This window comes from Pseudomonas botevensis, from assembly GCF_019145475.1.
Lineage (GTDB): Bacteria > Pseudomonadota > Gammaproteobacteria > Pseudomonadales > Pseudomonadaceae > Aquipseudomonas > Aquipseudomonas botevensis.
In genome coordinates, this window is record NZ_JAHTKI010000007.1 from 82,987 (window position 1) to 102,962 (window position 19,976).

The 19,976-nt window shown below is 59.6% G+C and carries 13 protein-coding genes and 1 tRNA gene; 6 read left to right on the top strand and 8 right to left on the bottom strand.

Annotation, left to right across the window (positions count from 1 at the left end):
- The first annotated feature begins 43 nt into the window (after nucleotides 1-43).
- A complete protein-coding gene (locus KVQ74_RS11465; RefSeq protein ID WP_217831185.1) occupies nucleotides 44-1,549 on the top strand; it encodes a ComEC/Rec2 family competence protein in 1,506 nt (501 codons plus the stop codon).
- Between the two features lie 93 nt (nucleotides 1,550-1,642).
- Nucleotides 1,643-3,652 carry a patatin-like phospholipase family protein gene (locus KVQ74_RS29755; protein WP_217831186.1) on the top strand — a complete coding sequence of 670 codons (2,010 nt, stop codon included), beginning with the start codon at nucleotides 1,643-1,645 and terminating at the stop codon, nucleotides 3,650-3,652.
- 80 nt (nucleotides 3,653-3,732) lie between these two features.
- On the opposite strand, the gene KVQ74_RS11475 is transcribed toward KVQ74_RS29755, so the two are convergent.
- The 8 genes from KVQ74_RS11475 to fdnG all read right to left on the bottom strand — a co-directional run bounded on the left by KVQ74_RS11475 (nucleotide 3,733) and on the right by fdnG (nucleotide 15,313).
- Complete coding sequence (locus KVQ74_RS11475; protein WP_217831187.1) at nucleotides 3,733-6,135, bottom strand: type I restriction endonuclease; 2,403 nt, start codon at nucleotides 6,133-6,135, stop codon at nucleotides 3,733-3,735.
- Nucleotides 6,136-6,254: 119 nt separating this feature from the next.
- Nucleotides 6,255-6,350, bottom strand: a tRNA-Sec gene (locus KVQ74_RS11480).
- A 6-nt stretch (nucleotides 6,351-6,356) separates the two neighbouring features.
- Complete coding sequence (selB, locus tag KVQ74_RS11485; RefSeq protein ID WP_217831188.1) at nucleotides 6,357-8,273, bottom strand: selenocysteine-specific translation elongation factor; 1,917 nt, start codon at nucleotides 8,271-8,273, stop codon at nucleotides 6,357-6,359.
- On the bottom strand, nucleotides 8,270-9,682 hold the full coding sequence (gene selA / locus KVQ74_RS11490; protein WP_217831189.1) for an L-seryl-tRNA(Sec) selenium transferase: 1,413 nt from the start codon (nucleotides 9,680-9,682) through the stop codon (nucleotides 8,270-8,272). The genes selB and selA overlap by 4 nt, the downstream gene beginning before the upstream one ends.
- Before the next feature lie 49 nt (nucleotides 9,683-9,731).
- Nucleotides 9,732-10,658: a formate dehydrogenase accessory protein FdhE gene (gene fdhE, locus KVQ74_RS11495; RefSeq protein ID WP_217831190.1), complete on the bottom strand. Its 927-nt coding sequence runs from the start codon at nucleotides 10,656-10,658 to the stop codon at nucleotides 9,732-9,734.
- A gap of 3 nt (nucleotides 10,659-10,661) precedes the next feature.
- Complete coding sequence (locus KVQ74_RS11500; RefSeq protein ID WP_217831191.1) at nucleotides 10,662-11,315, bottom strand: formate dehydrogenase subunit gamma; 654 nt, start codon at nucleotides 11,313-11,315, stop codon at nucleotides 10,662-10,664.
- Nucleotides 11,312-12,247: a formate dehydrogenase subunit beta gene (gene fdxH / locus KVQ74_RS11505; protein WP_217831192.1), complete on the bottom strand. Its 936-nt coding sequence runs from the start codon at nucleotides 12,245-12,247 to the stop codon at nucleotides 11,312-11,314. The genes KVQ74_RS11500 and fdxH overlap by 4 nt, the downstream gene beginning before the upstream one ends.
- Nucleotides 12,248-15,313, bottom strand: a complete 3,066-nt coding sequence (fdnG, locus tag KVQ74_RS11510) for a formate dehydrogenase-N subunit alpha (protein WP_217831193.1) — start codon at nucleotides 15,311-15,313, stop codon at nucleotides 12,248-12,250.
- A 248-nt stretch (nucleotides 15,314-15,561) separates the two neighbouring features.
- Between fdnG and KVQ74_RS11515 the strand changes: the two genes are divergently transcribed.
- From KVQ74_RS11515 to KVQ74_RS11530, 4 genes are all read left to right on the top strand, one after another.
- Nucleotides 15,562-16,710 carry a MalY/PatB family protein gene (locus tag KVQ74_RS11515; RefSeq protein WP_217831194.1) on the top strand — a complete coding sequence of 383 codons (1,149 nt, stop codon included), beginning with the start codon at nucleotides 15,562-15,564 and terminating at the stop codon, nucleotides 16,708-16,710.
- Nucleotides 16,711-16,832: 122 nt separating this feature from the next.
- A complete protein-coding gene (locus KVQ74_RS11520; protein ID WP_217831195.1) occupies nucleotides 16,833-17,690 on the top strand; it encodes a glucose 1-dehydrogenase in 858 nt (285 codons plus the stop codon).
- A gap of 206 nt (nucleotides 17,691-17,896) precedes the next feature.
- Nucleotides 17,897-18,508: a Yip1 family protein gene (locus tag KVQ74_RS11525; protein ID WP_217831196.1), complete on the top strand. Its 612-nt coding sequence runs from the start codon at nucleotides 17,897-17,899 to the stop codon at nucleotides 18,506-18,508.
- Between the two features lie 10 nt (nucleotides 18,509-18,518).
- Nucleotides 18,519-19,862, top strand: coding sequence for a cation:proton antiporter (locus tag KVQ74_RS11530; RefSeq protein WP_217831197.1), 1,344 nt, complete (start codon nucleotides 18,519-18,521; stop codon nucleotides 19,860-19,862).
- Nucleotides 19,863-19,976 lie beyond the last annotated feature (114 nt).

Below are 19,976 nucleotides of genomic sequence, written 5' to 3' on the forward strand. Positions count from 1 at the left end.
TTTTACGATTCGGCATTTCAGTCATCTGCCAGGAGTCTGAAAGATGAATGCGCACTTCCAACGCGAAGAATACCCTCGGGGGAGCGTGCCAATAGGTGCCTATGCCCGCTTCGATCACCTGGAAGTGGGCGCGAGGGCAAAGACCCTGTTACTTGCCTTTGATCTGGTCGAAAAGAACTGGCTCGATACTCAAGGTAAAACAGATCCGTTGTTCAGCGACGCCCCTTCCATCTCCGATAACGCATGGAAAATCTGGAATCAGCAAGGGCTACAGAGCACCCACAATCCTTTTGAGTCGATGCCGGTATACCGGCTCGAACTGGAAATACCTGCCACTCGCGGTTTTTTTGGCCAACCTCCCTTCCAAACCACTCAACCGACATTCACCTTGCGTAGCAATGTTGGTGAGCTGGAAAGCAAATGGTTTGTACTGGATATTTCCCCTGTTCAAGGTCCAGACACGGAGCCCGCCCGTCTTTACCCGGGACTCTTCGCTGACCCGGTCACGGTGTATGTGAAAGGCACGATGCCGACAGGCAAAAAGGGCGAGGCTCTTTCTTCTATTTTTTCCCTTGCCCACTTGCCCTCGCTGTCCACCGCTCAGCTGGAAAGTGAGCTGTCGGGACTGGACTCTGACTTGTTGGCTGTCTATGACGTCGGACAGGGCAACGCCAATGCCCTGTTATCCACGAAAAAATATGGTGCGCCCGGCGTGCCGACGCTCTATTACGACTTGGGAGCCGGGGTGTACCGGAATCGCCGCACAACCCCCAAATCGTTGGTGTTTTGCTTTACCGAAAAACCAACAATCCTGCTGTCCCACTGGGACGCCGATCACTGGGCCGGTGCCTATGCATCCATGATCAAAGGAGCGTACCCCGCGTTGTCGCGCAAATGGATCGCGCCTTTGCAAAATGTCGGCCCCGTGCATATCGCTTTTGCCCACGATGTTCTCAAAAACGGCGGAAAGTTTTTCACCTACGCCGACAAAAACATCGGTAGCACTGCGTTGAACAACGCAAGGCAAGCAAGATTTACCTTGGGCGATGGGCCGGATCGCAATTGCTCCGGCATCGTCCTCGTTGTGGAAGAGCCAAATCACACTACCGCCAGAAGCTGGCTGCTCACTGGCGATTGTGACTATGTTCACTTCGTCACACACCTCGTCCCTCTGCCCCCGGTGGCCATGGTCGTACCTCATCACGGAGCGGATCTCGATCCCGCCACCCCCGTTCCGAAACCACCATCGGATATCACCTACAAGCGGTTGGCGTATTCATTCGGCCACGATAATAGACACGGCCAAACCAATGTTCGGCATCCAACGGTGAAGGGGGTGTCTTTGCATAACGGCGCAGACTGGGACCATCAATACTGGGATCTGCTCAAGCCAGGGGAAACAGCGCCAGGAGGAGATGTTCTGGCTACCTGCGAACACTCGCCTGGCGCCTTTCGAGGCGGTGTATTGATTGGCTGGGACGCCTCACCCGCAGTTGCCAAGGCGCCGTGCCAGGGCCGCAAATGCACCACATCGCTGACGCAGAGTTAGAAATGCCTTGCGGCGCAATCTGCTCGCGCTCGATGCCGGCAGGCTAAACAGAAAAAACAACGCCTTTTTGTTCAGCCCGCACAGGAGCGCGTGATGAAAAAGTTCTGTGACCTTGTCATGAAGGGCGGGATTACCAGCGGAGTCATTTATCCCAAACTGATTGCGCGCCTGGCAACGAAATATCAATTCAAAAACATTGGAGGCACCTCGGCGGGTGCCATTGCGGCGGCTGCCTGCGCGGCCGCGCAATATGGCCATCTCAATGGCAATCCTGCGGCCTTCGACGACCTGAATAACTTGCCCGAACTGCTTGCGCACAAAGATGAACCAAACGAGTCATCCATGTTGTTCAATCTGTTCCAGCCGGGTGTAAACACGCGCCGCTACTACAACGTGCTGACTCGCGGGTTGAACTTGCAGGCCGGCGACGCGTTGTTATCGATATTGGAGGGAATCGCGGGACTCTTCGCAGGGACATTGTGCATTGGCCTGCTCTTGGGCAGCCTGCTGTTTCAACCTTTTGTTGCCTCCCTCGCACCTGGCACGAGTTCCGGTGCTGCCGCGTTGATTTCTCTGGGATTGATGCTGATGGCAGCCGGTTTCATGGCATTTGGAATAACCGGACTGGTCAAGAAACGGATCGGAGCTGTCGCGATATGGACATTCGTGCTGCCGATTTTGATGACCGTTGTGTTGAAGCTGTCCACCGGGCAAAGCCTGACATGGCACCTGTTCGGTTGCGCACTTGGCATCAGCGTGTTCGCGCTGATCTTCCTGACGCTGTTGCTGCTATTGATCCTGGCACTGTTTGCCAGCGGGATGCTCAAGGCCTTGCATGGCAATAACTATGGGTTTTGCAGCGGCAGAACGGCTCCTGATGCGCCCGAACAATCACAGGGTCTGACCGACTGGCTGGCACGCTATCTGAATACTCTGGCGAACCTTCCGTCCAACGGTCGTCCGCTCACATTCGGCGATCTATGGGGGCACAGTGATCCGCTGAAACCCCGGCTCATCAATCTCGAAGTGACCACCACCGCCATCAGCCAGCAAATGGTCTATGGCATCCCATTCCGGGAGAAACTGCCACCGTTTTATTACGATCCACAGGAATGGGCGGCATTGTTCCCCGATAGCGTAATGGCCTACTTGAATGCCAACAGCTACCCGATCACGGGATTGCCAGTGCATTCGAGCAGCGGAAAAGTCCTCCGTCAGCTTGCCCGTTCGGCCGACCTGCCCGTCATAGTCGCGGTGCGCATGAGCCTGAGTTTCCCTTTATTGTTGTCGGCTATCCCTCTGTACGCGATTGACTGGAGCCGAGAGGCGAGTCAGACAAGCAAGCGTGAACAGCAGCCGGTTATTGCCAATCGTGTCTGGTTTTCCGATGGGGGCATTGGCAGCAACATGCCGCTGCATATGTTCGACACACCTTTACCTGAACACCCGACTTTCGCCATCAACCTGAAATCCGAGCACCCTGACTACCCCATCCAGACGCCCGAAATTGCCGACAACAGCGGGGGGCGTATCTACCTGCCGATGAACAACACGGGCGGGCTTCAGCGATTCTGGTTCGAACCCGATGACCAGATGCCGCTCGGTGGACTACTGGGCTTTTTTACAAGCATGCTCAACACCATGCAGAGTTGGCGCGACGAAATCATGTTCACTTATCCCGGTTTTCGCGACCGGATCCTGCAGATCAGCGTGCGCCCCTCTGAAGGCGGCCTGAACCTGAACATGCCCGACAGCAGCATTCAGGCGTTGAGTCGCGCCGGGGAAATGGCAGCGGATCGGCTCATCGATCACTTTCATCCCGATGGAAGTGGCGCCGGCAAGGGCTGGGATAACCATCAACAGATCCGTTTGAGAACATTCCTGGGGCTGATTCAACCCGCCAGCACTGCGATGGAGCCCTCACTGGCGAGTGGAGCCTGGAATGCAACGATGACAGGCTATGGCGCATCGCAGTTGTCGATCGCCAAGGATGTTCTAGCGTTGCTACAACAAATGGGCACACTGCAAGCCAAATATGGTGTGTCACTGGACACGAAAGCGCCAAAGCCACAACCGCAGCTAAAAGTCAGCCCGAAAATTTGAAGCAAATTACGGCACTTAGAAAAAATCGCCACCCAGTGGCGATTTCACGAAGAGAGATGTCGCAGGAAAATCGATACCGGTTACCTAGGCTGAGCACATATGGACTCTTCTGCCAACGCAGGTTGTAAAAAAAGATCCGGGGCGTTCATTTCCAGGACAGGTAGAACCAGCGTTTCAAGCATGTTTTTTGCCCACATGGACAGCTCCTGCCTTGAGGATTTGGCAAGTTCAAGCAATGCAATATGTACCCGACATAGCAGAGGGACTGAACCTTTAGCTACGACAGCATCGATAAACACGCGAGAGCGCATCAGATCAAGTTCTAAAAACACCCACAAAGACTGAGTGACTTGCTCAACGATACCCGACTGATAATGAACAACTTGGTCGCCGCTCGCAAACTCATGAATCTTTATAGCTTTTGAATTTTTGCTGCCTATGAGAAATGCCGTTGGAGCCATACCAATTTCAAGTAGAACCTCCTCGATACTCAACAATGCATCTTTTTGCCCCGCCCGTACTTCAAGCTCCACCAAATAAGACAAAACCTCCCACGGCGCAAAGTCGCCAACCATATTGCTTAATGTGTATTTCCCTCGAACAATTTTTGGCGGCTGGCCTTTCACCAATAATTCGAATACATCTTTTTCCATCATGCGCAATCTGATCGGAAGGCCATTCTCGTGAAACAACGTAAACTCTTTCCCCATCTTTGGTTCGTGAGACATCGGTTTTACAGCCATAAACCAGGAAATAACTCTCCGTATTAAAACACGCTTTTCGAAACCATCATCCCACAATGCCTGAGCAACTATTATTCCCCCGAGAAAAATATGCTCAACTGCCCCGACCAGCCAAGATCTGAGCGAATCCTCAGAATACTTAAAGTCCAATATATTAATTTTAACATGCTTCGAAATTTCGCTTGCCAGCAAGGCGGGCTGCCGTACGTAATAAACAAACTCATCTGTCACATAGTGCCGAATTTTATTGAGATAGCCATATTCAACAAGATACTCCACGCTCGACTCATCCAGATGCTGGAGTATGGTTTTTTTTCGGATGACAGGAGTCAGATTAAACTCGTCTTTCAGTGTCGCATGGCGCGTATCGTCCTGAGACTCCTTGACACTCGCAGTTGCGAGCGATTTGAAAAGCTCACAAAGCTCTTCATCGGCGAACCGCTCACGGGCATACTTTATAAGGTTAACGTTGGGTATCGGGGCGATGAACACCGTGGATTCTGAAGCAGCGGCTGACATACCACTCAACGCAGCCGCAGACACGGATCGAATTATCCAGGGCTGCCTGTACTCGTTACTAAACTGCCCGCCCTGAACAAACTGCAGACGATGCCGTTTTAATAGGCTTTTGACATTCTCAAACTCAACATCACTGAGTGGCGAGAGTTCCACCGTCTGTACTCTTCGCCCGATCGTCGTAGCGTTTCGACCTTTATCCATGGACAGTCTGGCGGCAACGGAATTATCCAGCGCAATCACCAACTTCAACCGAGGGCCAAACGCCTTGCTTGAGAGCTCCTTGATTTCTTTTTGAATTTCTTTTGAGTCACTACTCAAACCATCAATAGCCAAGATCAATTCCGGCCCATCCGACCTAGATAATCGCTTGAGCCATGAACGTGCCTCAGCCTGTTGCAAAGGCCAGTTAAGAGAATCTTCGAGCGTATCAACGATAGCTTGAATAACACTACAATCGCCATCATTGTTTACATACAGAACAGCCCTCTTTCCACTATTTTCTTCTCGGATGCACAAGTCACGCAAAACACTGCTTTTTCCAGCAAGAGAACTGCCCGCTACAAAGATAAGGTTATGGCCTTCGTCCAACTTTTCAATAACCTCAGAAGTTGCTTCGCGCCTAATTAGAAAATCAACAGCAAATGGCTGAGTCAGCTCATCAAGTTCACCTGTCAACTCTTGAAGTGTTGACTCCGTGGTCTGCCGGATAGCCTGCATCCATACATCCGGATTTGTCCCCATCAATGTATTTACCGCAAACTCCATATCCGAGCTTGCCGCCTTCATCGCACTTTCCATCAGTTTTTTTAGCAAATTCTCATTTACTTCTACGGCGTCCCATGGCTGTCCTGTTCGGGTCTCAAGAAACCTGCAATCTTCTCCATTCGTGACCACTACAAGCGGAGCCGAAGGATGCATCGCACGCGCGTACGACATGCCTTGAATGCCATCTTCTTCACGAAGATCGACACCGGGGCGTTTTAACTCGAGAACAGCAAGAGGTATGTCCCCCGAAAACAATACGACATCGGCGATAGATTGCGCCGAAGTCGGTTGAGCCCCGTCAATCTCAATCGTTTTGTGCCCGAAGTTGAACTTGAATCTGATTTGATGCTGAATGGAGCCCTCAGGCAGATTAAAAAACACGCGTTTGATAGTCGCGCGTATTTTTGCTTCCAGTTCTGCTTCTGTAGGAGATTGAGTTAATTTCGTGACACTCATTGCTTAAACGCATCCCTGACTCGAATTTTTCAGCGATCCTATCAAAACAACATTTATGGAACGAGCAGCCAGATGGGTCATCCGCTCAACGCGTGTGCCCGTCACTTGTTTGTGGAAACTGGCGGAAGGCAGCCGGAGTCGAACCTGCCCAGGAACGGATGCCGTCCCCAACCGGGTTTGAAGCCCGGCCGCGCCACCGGGCGCGATTGCCTTCCTTGAACTCAAGATGCGCCAGCGTTCGCCAACGCATTATCAAACCGAATCTGTCGCCGATCCCCGACACGCCGGGTCAGCCCGAGGCGATCAAAATATTCGAGAAACTGAATGCAGCGCTTGCGCCCCAAGCCTAGCGCATCCCGAAACGCCGTGACCTGAATCTGCGGATTTTCTTGCGCCAGACGTAACAGCACCGCCGCCATCTGCCGCAAAGCAACGTCGCTGACGAACAAATCCCGCACCACTTGATGCATCAATCCCAACCGTGCCCGCTTGCGCAGCAACAAACGCACGTCGGCATCCTCTCGCCCCACGACCTTCGCCACATCGCGAACCCACGGCGGATCGAACCCTGCCGCGTCGAACAGCGGCTGCACCTGCTCCCACAACACTGCGTCCTCGACACTGAGCCGCACCTGATGATCCGGCAGATGCAGCCAGGCGCCACTGGTGCTGATCGAGCCGGCGGCGCGCAATTCTTCGAGCAGACTGACGAACGTCGCGCGTTCCAGAGGCAAACCGCTGAACCGGCGCAGACGATCACGATCCGGCCCCATCTGATCCGGTTCCTGCTCGTGGAATCGTGCCAGATGCTCAAGCAAGGTGAACTTCAATGTCCCCCAGCGCTGGGCGTTGAACAGAATCGGGCCTTGGCGGGTGTCGATCAGCCGGACGTTTTCCGGCAAGTTCCAGCCGTCACGCGGACGGTTGAACTGACGCTCCAGCCGTTGCGGGTCGAGGCCGCTCAAACTCTGGTCGAGCAAGGCCGGCAACAGCGTTTCAAGGCTGTTGCCATTCACCAGCGCCTTCAACTGCACCAGCCGCTCAGGGCTACGCCTCTGACGGGCCGGCGCAAACGGATCAAGGACACGTCCGCCGCCAAGGGTGCGCTGGGCGCTCTGGTCACGAAGGATCAACCGATCACCCTTCACCGCATGCACCGGGGTGTTGGTCAGCAATTGCGCAAACATACGCTCGCCCGGACTCAGGCGCGGGCCTTCCAGCAGCACCACCCGCGCGATCACATCCTGGGTGCCCAGATGCACATGCACCGGATGGAAATGCTCGAACGTCCGCTCGCCGGGCAACAGATGAAATTCGATATCCAGTCGCTGCGTCGGGGCGAACAACCAATCGGCCAGTAACCATTGGCCGCGATGGATTTGCCCCAGTTCCAGCCGCTCAGCGCTGATATTCAGGGCGACCCGTTGCCCGGCAACCGCGTGCCCGGCAGGCTGGTTCTGCGCATGCAGACCGCGCACCCGCACGGCTTTGCCCGCCGGGCCAAGCGTCAGTTTGTCGCCCACCGCGACCGCGCCCGACAGCGCGGTGCCAGTCACCACAATCCCGGCGCCTGCGACACTGAACGCCCGGTCGATCGCCAGGCGAAAGCCGCCCGCCTGACTGCGCTCGCGCACCTCGCCCTGCGCCTCCAGCAAGGCCTCACGCAAGGTGTCGATCCCCTCGCCTGCCACGCTCGACACCGCAATCATCGGCGCCCCGGCAAACGGTCCTGGCGCCAGTAACGCTTCAATCTGCTGGCGAACCTCGCGCACCCTGCCCTTGTCGACCCGATCCACCTTGGTAATCGCCACCAGCGCCCGTGGGATACCCAGCAACTCGACAATCGCCAGATGCTCGCGGGTCTGCGGCATCACTCCGTCATCCGCCGCCACCACCAGCAACACCAGATCGATGCCTTGGGCACCGGCCAGCATGTTATGGGTGAATTTCTCGTGACCGGGCACGTCGATAAATCCGCTCAGTCCCGCCCCCGGCGCCAGTTCGGCGTAAAGGTAACCGAGGTCGATGGTCATGCCCCGTTCGCGCTCCTGCGGGCGGCGGTCGCCGGTTTGCCCGGTGAGCGCCTGGAGCAGCGACGTCTTGCCGTGGTCGATGTGCCCGGCGGTGCCGACGATCATCCGGGCACCTGCAATTGCTCGAGCTGGGCCAGCCACGCTGGCTCGTCATCGAGTTGGCGCAGATCCAGCCACAAGGCGTCATTGTCGATGCGCCCGAGCACCGGAATCGGCAAGGCCCGCAGCGCCGCTTCCAGATTGAGCAGGCAACGCCCACGTAGGCGCTTGGGGACCTGTGGTCGCAAGCACAGCGCCGCACTCGGCAGGCGCGCCACCGGTTGGCTGCCGCTGCCGATCATGCCCAATGCGTCTACCGCGCTGACACTCCAGGGTTCGCCCACGGTCTGCGCCAGCACCGGTTGCAAGCGCCGAGCTTGCGCGAGAATGTCCGCCTGCGGCCGCGTCAGCAGGCGCAGGCTCGGCAGACGCTCGGCCAGACGATCCGGATCGCGGTACAAGCCCAGCACCGCCTCAAGCGCGGCGAGGGTCAACTTGTCCACGCGCAACGCGCGTTTCAGCGGATTCTTCTTGATCTTCGTGATCAGTTCTTTGCGCCCGACAATCAACCCGGCCTGCGGCCCGCCCAGCAATTTGTCGCCGCTGAAAGTGACGATATCGGCGCCATCGAGCAACGCCTGCCGCACTGTCGGCTCCGCCGGCAAGCCCCAGCGCGTCAGGTCCAGCAGACTGCCGCTGCCCAGGTCTTCGAGCAGCGGCAGACCATGGCGGTGCGCCAGATCGGCCAGTTCGGCAGTCGGTACGCGGGCGGTAAACCCTTCGATGCTGTAGTTGCTCGCATGCACGCGCATGATCAGACCGCTGCGCGGGCTGATCGCCGCCTCGTAATCGCGGGCATGGGTGCGATTGGTGGTGCCGACTTCATGCAGGCGCACGCCGGCGCGGGCCATGATGTCGGGGATGCGGAACGCGCCGCCGATTTCGATCAGCTCGCCCCGGGAAATGATGCCTTCCTTGCGCGCGCCGAGGCTGTTGAGAGTCAGCAGCACTGCGGCGGCATTGTTGTTGACCACGGTCACCGCTTCGGCGCCGGTCAGCTCGCGGATCAGGCCTTCGATCAGATCGTCGCGGTCGCCACGCTTGCCGCTCGCCAGATCGAACTCCAGGTTCAGCGGATAACGCGCGGCCATTTGCACCGCATCGATGGCCTCCTCCGGCAACAACGCGCGACCGAGATTGGTGTGCAGCACCGTGCCAGTGAGGTTGAACACCCGCCGCACCTGGCTGCGCTGCTGGAACGCCAGGCGCTCACCGGCACGACCGGCCAGCGCTTCGGGGCTGATTTCGATGGGCGCCAGTTGCCCGGCCACCACTGCATCACGCAAGTCATCGAGCAACTGACGCAGACACGCGAGCAAGGCCTCGCGCCCATAGCGCTCGGCCAACGGCTGGCACGCGGCGTGCCGCAACAGACTGTCGAGGGATGGCAAGCGCAGGGCGACACTCACAGACATCGGGCACTCCCGGAAACAAAAGACTGTCCGGCGAGTGTAGACGCTGCATTCACTCGTCTCCCGGCGCCAGCAACAGATTCGGTGCCAGACGCTGATAACCGTCCTGTGCCAGGCGCATGTCGAGCAACAGGCTGGCGAGATCCGCCGACAACGCCTCGCCGTCAGCGTCATTTTCCAGATACAGCAGCTTCAGATAGGTGTTGCAGCCCGGACAGACCTCCGCCCGCAACGGCGCCTGATTGGCGGCGTGGCGGTCGTCTTCGAGGCTCAGGTATTCCAGGCCCTTGCTCTGTTCGCAGTACACGCACTTGACCCGCACCACATGCCATTCGCAGGCACACAGCGAGCACACCAGATAACGCAAACCGTTGTGCTTGCCGCGATGGCGGATCACCCCGGCCATGGCCGGCGAACCGCAGGCCGGGCATTGGCTGAGGCTGTTGCCGGGTATCAATTGCAGGTTGGGCACGCTGAGCAGCCAATGACTCCAGGCGGTCTGCAGCGCCGCGCCAAGAAACGGCACCAGCGCCGCCGGCACCAGGGAATACTGGCCGCTGACCAACGCCACGGCCCAGGCGCGCAATTGCCCGTGACTGGCGACGCGCAACGTGGTCGCAGCCTCTGCCACGGCGCCTTGCTCGGGAGCGATGTAACGCTGCAAAAACGCTTCGAGGTACGCCTGCCACGAATCCTCGCGAATCAGCGTGTCGGCCGCGAATGGCGGCAAACCGTGCTGCTGGCAGACTTCCACCCTTTGCAGATCGATGGGATCGGCCAACGGCGGATCATCCAGCACCTGTTGCTGCACCTGGCACAACCCGGCGATCAGCCGCAGGTAATCGGCCAGCGGATGTCCTTCGGCCAATTGTTCCAGCCGTTGGGCACGCAGAGAAAACAGATTGGGCGGCGGCAGATGCAGAAACGGCGGCGAACCGGCCGCCGCTTCGATTTGTCCAGGTTCGAGGATGGTTGGCAAACGTCAGCCCTTCTTGGTGGTCGGTCGCTCCGGCGCTTGCTCACGGGTCACTTCGCGATACCAGAGTTCATGGTGTTTCTTCGCCCAGGCGCGGCTGACCCAGCCGTGCAGCATGGCGTCCACCGAACCCTTGATCCACAGCCCGGCGTAGATGTGGATGATGATGCTCAGGATCAGCACAAACCCGGCCAGCGCATGCAGCAACATCGCCCAGCGAATCGTGGTGATGCCGAAGTACGCGCTGAAATACGCCCGCCAGATCACCAGACCGGTGAACAGCAAACCGAGCATGCACAACAGTAAAGTCCAGAACAGCAGCTTCTGCCCGGCGTTGTACTTGCCCACGGCGGGTACGGTTTCCTCGTCGTTGACCAGCACCCGGTCGATGCGTCGCAGCCATTTCCAGTCATTGTCGATGAAGAAATTGGAGCGCCAGAAACGAAACACCAGGCCTAGGAACAACACGAACATCAGCACGCCCATGAACGGATGCAAAATCCGCGTCCACGGCCCGCCGCCGAACAGGTGGGTCAGCCAGAAAATCGACGGATGAAACAGCGCCAGGCCGGACAACCCGGCCATGAAGAACAGAATCGCCACCAGCCAGTGATTGGTGCGCTGGTTGGCGGTATAGCGCAGGATCGTCTTGTTGCTCATGGCCGGCCCTCCCCGCGAGGATCGAAGGTGTGTACCGCCGGATCAACCTGATGCACCGAGGTGTCCGGCACATCCGGGTGTTCATCTTCTTCGGTCCGGTTCGGCCCGATGCGCACGTAATGGAAGAACCCGGCCAGCACCGCCGCGCCCATCGCCAGCAGGCCCAGCGGTTTGCTGATGCCTTTCCACAATCCTACCAACGGACTGATCGCCGGGTTTTCCGGCAGTCCGGCGTAGATCTTCGGCGTATCGGCGTGATGCAGCACGTACATCACATGGGTGCCGCCAACGCCTTCGGGGTCATACAGGCCGGCGTTGTCGAAGCCACGGCTCTTGAGATCGACGATGCGCTCGGCGGCGTGGGTCTTCATGTCTTCCTTGCTGCCGAAGACGATGGCCCCGGTCGGGCAGGTTTTCACGCAGGCAGGTTCCAGCCCTACCGCGACCCGATCCGAACACAAGGTACATTTGTAGGCCTTGTGATCCTTCTGCGAGATGCGCGGAATGTTGAACGGGCAGCCAGTGATGCAATATCCGCAACCGATGCAGTGATCCTGATCGAAATCGACGATGCCGTTGGCGTGTTTGATGATCGCGCCGGGGCTCGGACACGCCGCCAGGCAACCCGGCTCGGCGCAGTGCATGCAACCGTCCTTGCGGATCAGCCATTCAAGGTTGCCGGCGTCGGTTTCGTGCTCGGTGAAGCGCATCAGCGTCCACGACTCTGCGGTGAGATCCTGCGGGTTGTCGTAGGTGCCGTGGTTGTGGCCGACCTCGTCGCGCAATTCGTTCCATTCCGAACACGCGACCTGACAGGCCTTGCAGCCGATGCATTTGGTGGTGTCGATCAGCTTGGCGACGGCCTCCTGATTACGCACCGAGGGTGCCGGCGTCGTGGTGGCCGAGCGGGCAATGATGTCTTGGCTGGCCATTCAGATTTTCTCCACGTTGACCAGGAATGACTTGGATTCCGGGGTCTGAGTGTTGCCATCGCCGAGGAACGGCACCAGGGTGTTGGTCAGGTAACCGTGACGGGTCAGGCCGGTGAACCCCCAGTGCAGCGGAATGCCGATCTGGTGCACGACCTGATTGTTGACCTGCAACGGCCGAATCCGCTTGGTCACCACCGCGACGGCCTCGATGAAGCCGCGCTTGCTGCTGACCCGCACGCGGTCGCCGGCGGCGATGCCCTTCTCTTTGGCCAACACTTCGCCGATTTCCACGAACTGCTCAGGCTGGACGATCGCGTTCAACCGGCAGTGCTTGCTCCAGAAGTGGAAATGCTCGGTCAGCCGATAGCTGGTGGCGGCGTACGGGTAGTCCTTGGCGAGGCCGAGGCTGTCCCACACCGAATCGAAGATCCGTGCCGCCGGGTTGCTGGTGGCTTTCTTGTTTTGCGGATGCAGCGGGTTGATCCCGATCGGCGTTTCGAACGGCTCGTAGTGTTCCGGGAATGGCCCTTCGTTCATCTTGTCGACGGCAAAGAACCGTGCCACCCCTTCGGGGTTCATGATGAACGGGTTCATCCCGGCTTCCGGCGGCACGTCGGCCTTGTAGTCCGGCACGTCGGTGCCGGCCCAGGCCTTGCCGTTCCACCACACCAGGCGTTTCTTCGGATCCCATGGCTTGCCTTGCAGGTCGGACGAAGCGCGGTTGTACAGAATCCGCCGGTTGGCCGGCCACGCCCAGGCCCAGTTCTGGTGCTGATGCATACCATACGGATCGGCGTTATCGCGCCGGGCCATCTGATTACCGGCCTCGGTCCAGCTACCGGTGAAGATCCAGCAACCGGACGCCGTGCTGCCGTCATCCTTCAACTGAGCGAACGCAGCCAGTTGCGAGTTGCCCTTGATCGCCGCGCCCGTGGCGTCGGTGAAATCGGTGGTGGCGTAGCCGTTGACCTCCTTGGCGATTTCCTCCGGCGACGGCTCGTCGGGAATCTTGTACGGCCACGACAGTTTCAGCAGCGGATCGGGGAATTTGCCGCCCTCGGCCTGATAGCGCTCGCGCAAGCGCAGGAACAGCCCGGTCATGATCTGCACGTCGGTGCGCGCCTCGCCGGGGCCATCGGCGCCTTTCCAGTGCCATTGCAGCCAGCGGCTGCTGTTGACCAGCGAGCCGTCCTCTTCGGCGAAGCAGGTGGTCGGCAGGCGAATCACTTCAGTCTGGATGTCGGCGGTCTTCACATCGTTGAATGGCCCGACGTTTTCCCAGAACTGCGAGGTTTCGGTCGCCAGCGGGTCCATCACCACCAGCCACTTCAACTTCGCCAGCGCGGCCATGACCCGGTTTTTGTCCGGCAACGCGGCAATCGGGTTGAAGCCCTGGCACATGTAGCCGTTGACCTTGCCCTGGCCCATCAGGTCGAAGACCTTGAGGATGTCGTAGTTGGGAATGTCCAGTTTCGGCAGGTAGCTGTAGGCCCACTGGTTCTCAGCCGTGGCGTTGGCGCCGTACCAGGCTTTCATCAGGCTGACGTGGAATTTGCTGTAGTTCTGCCAGTAGGACAGTTGCCCCGGCCGCAGCGGTTTTTGCGTGCGTTTGGCGATGAAGGCGTTGTAGTCCTGTTCGGCGTCGGTCGGCAGGGTCAGGTAGCCCGGCAGCGAGTTGGACAGCAAGCCAAGGTCGGTCAGGCCCTGAATGTTCGAGTGCCCGCGCAAGGCGTTCACACCTCCACCCGGCATGCCGACGTTGCCCAGCAGCAATTGCACCATCGCCGCGCTGCGGATGATCTGCGAGCCGATCGAGTGCTGGGTCCAGCCCAGCGCGTAGAGGATGGTCATGGTCTTGCCCGGTTGCGAGCAAGTGGCGATTTCCTCCCAGATTTTTTTCATCGCATCGACCGGCATGCCGCAGATCTGGCTCGCCAGGTCGATGCTGTAGCGGCTGTAATGCTGCTTCATCAACTGATAGACGCAGCGCGGGTCCTGCAAGGTCGGATCGACCCTGGCAAAGCCGTCCTCACCCAGTTCATAGCCCCAGGTGGATTTGTCGGTGTAGCTGCGCTTGTCCGCGTCGTAACCGGTGAACAGGCCATCCTCGAAACCGAACCCGGCTTTGACGATGAACGACACGTCGGTGTAGTTGCGCACGTATTCGTGCTGGATCTTGTCCTCGGTCAACAGGTAATTGATCAACCCGCCCATGAAGGCGATGTCGCTGCCGGTGCGAATCGGCGCGTAGTAATCGGCCACCGACGCGGTACGGGTGAAACGCGGGTCGACCACAATCAGCCGCGCGGCGTTGTGCGCCTTGGCTTCGGTCACCCATTTGAAGCCGCATGGATGCGCTTCTGCGGAGTTGCCACCCATCACCAGGATCAGATTCGCGTTGGCGATATCGGTCCAGGTGTTGGTCATGGCTCCACGGCCGTACGTCGGGGCAAGACTTGCCACCGTCGGGCCGTGTCAGACACGCGCCTGGTTATCGAACCCCAGCATGCCGAGACTGCGCACCACCTTGTGGGTGATGTAACCCGCTTCGTTGGACGCCGCCGACGCCGCGAGAAAACCGGTGGTCAGCCAGCGATTCACCGTTTGCCCCTGGGCGTTCTGCTCGATGAAGTTGGCGTCGCGGTCGGCCTTCATCAGGTCGGCGACCCGGTCGAGGGCTTCGTCCCAGCTGACTCGCGTCCACTCATTGCTGCCGGGCTTGCGCACCTGCGGGTACTGCAAGCGGCCGGGGCTATGGATGAAGTCCAGCAGGCCCGCGCCTTTCGGGCAGAGGGTGCCGCGATTGACCGGGTGGTCGGCGTCGCCCTCGATGTGGATGATATTTTGCGCAACGTTCTTCGCGGCATCGCCCTGGCTGTACATGATCAAGCCGCAACCGACCGAGCAATACGGACAGGTGTTGCGGGTTTCATGGGTATGGGCGAGCTTGAAGTGGCGCACCTGCTCGGCGAAGGCCAGCGTCGGGGCCATGCCCAACGCGCCCAGGCTAGAGCCTGCAAGGCCGATACCGGCGACCTTGAAGAACTGACGACGGCTGAGATCCATCGTGCACTCCTGATCAGGTGGAACCCGGTACTTGTGCCGGGTCTGTTCTGGACAATCACGGTGGCGGCACGACGGGTGCCGACCTCTTCACTGTAGACAATGACCTTACAGTCTGTGTGAAAACCGACCGTCGGCGACCAGCGGTCATTCGCGAACCAGCCCGTTCCTACGCAGGATTTCAGGTGCTTGTCCTACCGGGCGGGCTTATCATGGCGCCCATCCACGACCCCGCTTTCACGAGACTGCGCATGACTTTCGATTTTGATCAGGTATTCGACCGCCACGACACCGGCAGCACCAAATGGAGCCGCTATGCGGCCGACGTGTTGCCGATGTGGGTCGCTGATATGGATTTCGCCGCGCCACCGGTGGTGATCGAAGCACTGCAACAACGTTTGCTGCACCCGCTGGTGGGTTACAGCGTGGCCCGGAACAACCTGCGCGAAGCCATCGTCGCCGACCTGTGGGCCAAGTTTGCCTGGCGCGTACAGCCACAGGAGTTGATCTTCCTGCCCGGCGTCGAGTCGGGCTTCAACATGGCGCTCAAGGCGCTGGTGCAGCCGCAGCAGAACGTCGTGGTGCAAACGCCGAACTACCCGCCACTGCGCCACGCGCCGGGCCATTGGGGCCTGAACAAAATCGAGCTGGAGTTCACCCCGCAGGCCGATGGCACCTACGCCACGCCGCTGGATACCCTGCGCGAATCCCTGAGCGGTGGCGGCGCCCTGCTCCTGAGCAACCCGCATAACCCGATCGGCAAGGTTTTCGGTCGTGAAGAGCTGCAAGCCGTAGCGGACATCTGCGTGACGCAGGACGCCTGGATCATCTCTGACGAGATCCACGCCGAACTGTGCTACGACGGCCGCGTCCACATTCCGACCGCCTCCCTGAGCCCGGCAATCGCCGCCCGCACCATCACCCTGATGTCGGCGAGCAAGGCTTACAACATCGCCGGCCTCAAGACCTCATTCATGATCATCCAGGACGCCGCCCTGCGCGAGCGGGTCAATCACGCCCGTTGCGGCATGGTCGACAGCGTCAACCCGCTGGGCATGGAAGCCACGCGCGTGGCCTACAGCGAAGCCGGACCGTGGCTCAAGGAACTCAAACAATACCTGCAAGCCAACCGTGATTATCTGGTCGACGCAGTACGCAGCCGCTTGCCGGGCGTGCAGATCAACGTGCCCCAGGGCACGTACCTGGCGTGGCTCGATTGCTCGGCGCTGGACCTGGGCGATCCGCAGAAATTCTTCCTCGAACAGGCCCGTGTCGGCCTCAGTGCAGGTCTGGACTTCGGCGACCACAGCCAGCAGTTCGTGCGCTTGAACTTCGGCTGCCCGCGTGCGCTGCTTGAAGAAGGCATCGCGCGGATGGAGCAGGCGCTGGCCTCTCGCTGATCCTCACCCGGTGATCGTTCCCACGCGCAAAGTGGGAACGATCCGCATCGTCAATCCAATCGAACTCGCGGCAAACGGGCCGGGTCAACCGCCCATACCCGCCATGAGCCCGGAGATTGACGATGACTGACTATCCAAAACCACCCTTCCCGAAACAGGCCCAACCGGTGCCCGGTTCCCAACGCAAAATGGAACCGTATCCCGATTGCGGCGAACAGAGTTACGTCGGCTCCGGTCGACTGGCCGGCAAGATCGCGCTGATCACCGGCGCCGACAGCGGCATCGGCCGCGCAGTGGCGATTGCCTTTGCCCGTGAAGGCGCCGATGTCGCGGTCGCCTACCTCAACGAACACGAAGACGCGAAGGAAACCGCACGCTGGGTCGAACAGGCCGGTCGCCAGTGTCTGTTGCTGCCCGGTGACATCGCGCAGAAGGCCCACTGCCAGGCGCTGGTGGACGACACTGTTGAACGCTTCGGCCGCATCGACGTACTGGTCAACAACGCCGCGTTCCAGATGACCCACGAAACCTTCGAAGAAATCCCCGACGACGAGTGGCTGATGACCTTCGACGTCAACATCACCGCGATTTTCCGGCTGAGTCAGGCGGCGCTCAAACACATGCGCGCCGGGTCGTCGATCATCAACACCAGTTCGGTCAACTCGGACATGCCCAAACCCACCCTGCTCGCCTACGCCACCACCAAAGGCGCCATCGCCAACTTCACCGGTGGCCTGGCGCAGATGCTCGGGCCGAAGGCAATCCGCGTGAACTGCGTGGCACCGGGACCGATCTGGACGCCGCTGATCGTCTCGACGATGCCCGACGAGGAAGTGCAGAACTTCGGCGAACACACCCCGCTCGGCCGTCCGGGTCAACCGGTGGAGGTCGCGCCGATCTACGTACTGCTGGCCTCGGACGAAGCCAGCTACATCACCGGCCAGCGCTACGGCGTGACCGGCGGCAAACCGATGCTCTGACCGCCTCGGCGATAGCCCTTGCGGGAGCAGGCTTGCTCGCGAAAGCGGCGTTTCAGTCATCCATGATGTCGACTGACCGTCAGCCTTCGCGAGCAAGCCCGCTCCCACGGGGACTTGCTCAGATCAAGAAAAAGTGAACCCGCAGACAGTCCCGCCTCTCAATAATTTTATGGCCCCATCGGGTCGCGAGAGATCAGGAGGTCGTCATGTCCGCACCTATCGTCAAGCTCTTCACCCAGCCCAACTTCGCCTGGACCGACATCCGCCGCGAAGAAGAGGCTCATCCACGGCATTACCTGGCCCACTTGCTGTTGCTGGCGTTGATTCCGGCGGTGTGCCTGTTCATTGGCACCACCTACGTCGGCTGGAGCCTGGCCGCCGGTGAAACCGTCAGGCTCAGCAGCGCCAGTGCCCTGCAACTGAGCGTGCTGCTGTACATCACCATGGTCGCTGGCGTGGCGATCATCGGCGGCTTCATTCGCTGGATGTCGCGCACCTTCGAGGCCCGGCCGACGCTCAATCAATGCATCGGCTTCGCGGCCTACACCGTCACACCGTTTTTCATCGCCGGATTCGCCGGTCTGTACCCGAGTCGCTGGCTAGCGATTCTGGTGCTCGGCGCCGCCTCGCTGTACTCGACGTTCCTGCTGTTCGTCGGCCTGCCGACCTTCATGCATGAACGCAAGGAACAGGGCCTGCTGAACGCCGCCAGTGTCTGGGGCGTCGGCTTGCTGGTGCTGGTGACCATTCTGGTGTCGATGATCCTGCTGTGGTTCAACGTCCTGACGCCTGAGTACCTGCGCGCGCCGCTGGGTTAACCCCTCGGCGATGAGTTTCATTATCTGGGTCACGGTGCTGGGCGCGGTGCTGTTGACCCTGGCGCTGACATCGTCGTACCTGCGCTGGATGCCGGTCACGACGTCGGCGGTGTGCCTGCTGCTGGGCGTCGGCATCGGCCCGAGCGGGTTCGACCTGTTGAAGCTGCCGCTGGACGACGCCTCGTTGTGGATGGAACACCTGACGGAAGTCGCGGTTCTGTTTTCGCTCTTCGTCTGCGGTTTGAAGCTGCGCCTGCCCTTGCGCGACAAAAACTGGCGGATCGCATTTGGCCTGGCAGGTCCGGTGATGGTGCTGACCATCATCGGCGTCTGTCTGCTGCTGCATTTCGGCCTGACACTGGCGTGGGGGCCGTCATTGCTGATCGCGGCGATCCTGGCACCCACCGACCCGGTACTCGCCGCCCTGGTACAGGTCAACGACGCGCGGGACATCGACAGCGTGCGCTTTGGCCTCTCCGGCGAGGCCGGGCTCAACGACGGCATTGCCTTTCCCTTCGTGATCCTCGGCCTGTTGCTGTTGCATGGCGACGGATTGGCTGCCGAATGGAACGACTGGCTGGTGCAAAGCGTGCTGTGGGCGGTCCCCGCCGGGCTATTGACCGGCTACTGGATGGGACGCGGTATCGGCCGCGTCACCCTGGCGCTGCGCATCCGCAATGAAGACAGCACCGTGAGCCCCAACGATTACCTGGCGCTGGCCTTGATCGCGCTGGCCTATGTCGTGGCCGAATCGATAGAGGGCTACGGCTTTCTGTCGGTGTTCGCCGCCGGTCTGGGCTTGCGGCAGGTCGAGGTGAAATCCACCGGCGCCAGTCAGCCACCGGCCGAACATCTGGTGCAACCGGTGGTCGGCCACCAGAACGTCGAGCCGCAACACGCGGTCCATGGTGACACCGCGCGCCTCGAGGACAGTCAGGTCGCCGCCGGGATCATGATGGGCGACATGCTGGCGTTCGGCAGCCTGGTCGAACGAGCCATGGAAGTATTTCTGGTCACCCTGCTTGGCGTGGTGCTGGTCACCCATTGGGATTGGCGGGCGCTGCTGGTCGGCGCTGTGCTGTTCTGCGTGATTCGTCCGCTGTGTGTGGCGGCCATGCCGTGGGGATCGCTGCTCGAGGGGCGTCAGCGCCTGCTCATCGGCTGGTTCGGCATCCGTGGCATCGGTAGCCTGTTTTATCTGTTCTACGCCTTGAACCACGGCCTGACCAACACGGTGGCGACCCTGTGTACCGACCTGACCTTGTCGGTAGTGGCCTTGAGCATCCTCGCTCACGGCATCAGCACCCAGCCGATTCTTGCTCGCTATGAACAACGTCAACAGCGAAAAACCTGATGTGTGACAGCCGCGTTACCCACTTCGATCATCAAACATTTATCTGGAAAAAAATGGAGTCATCTCGACTACCGGCAGTCACAACCTTAATACCCTCGCCAAATTCCGAAGAGT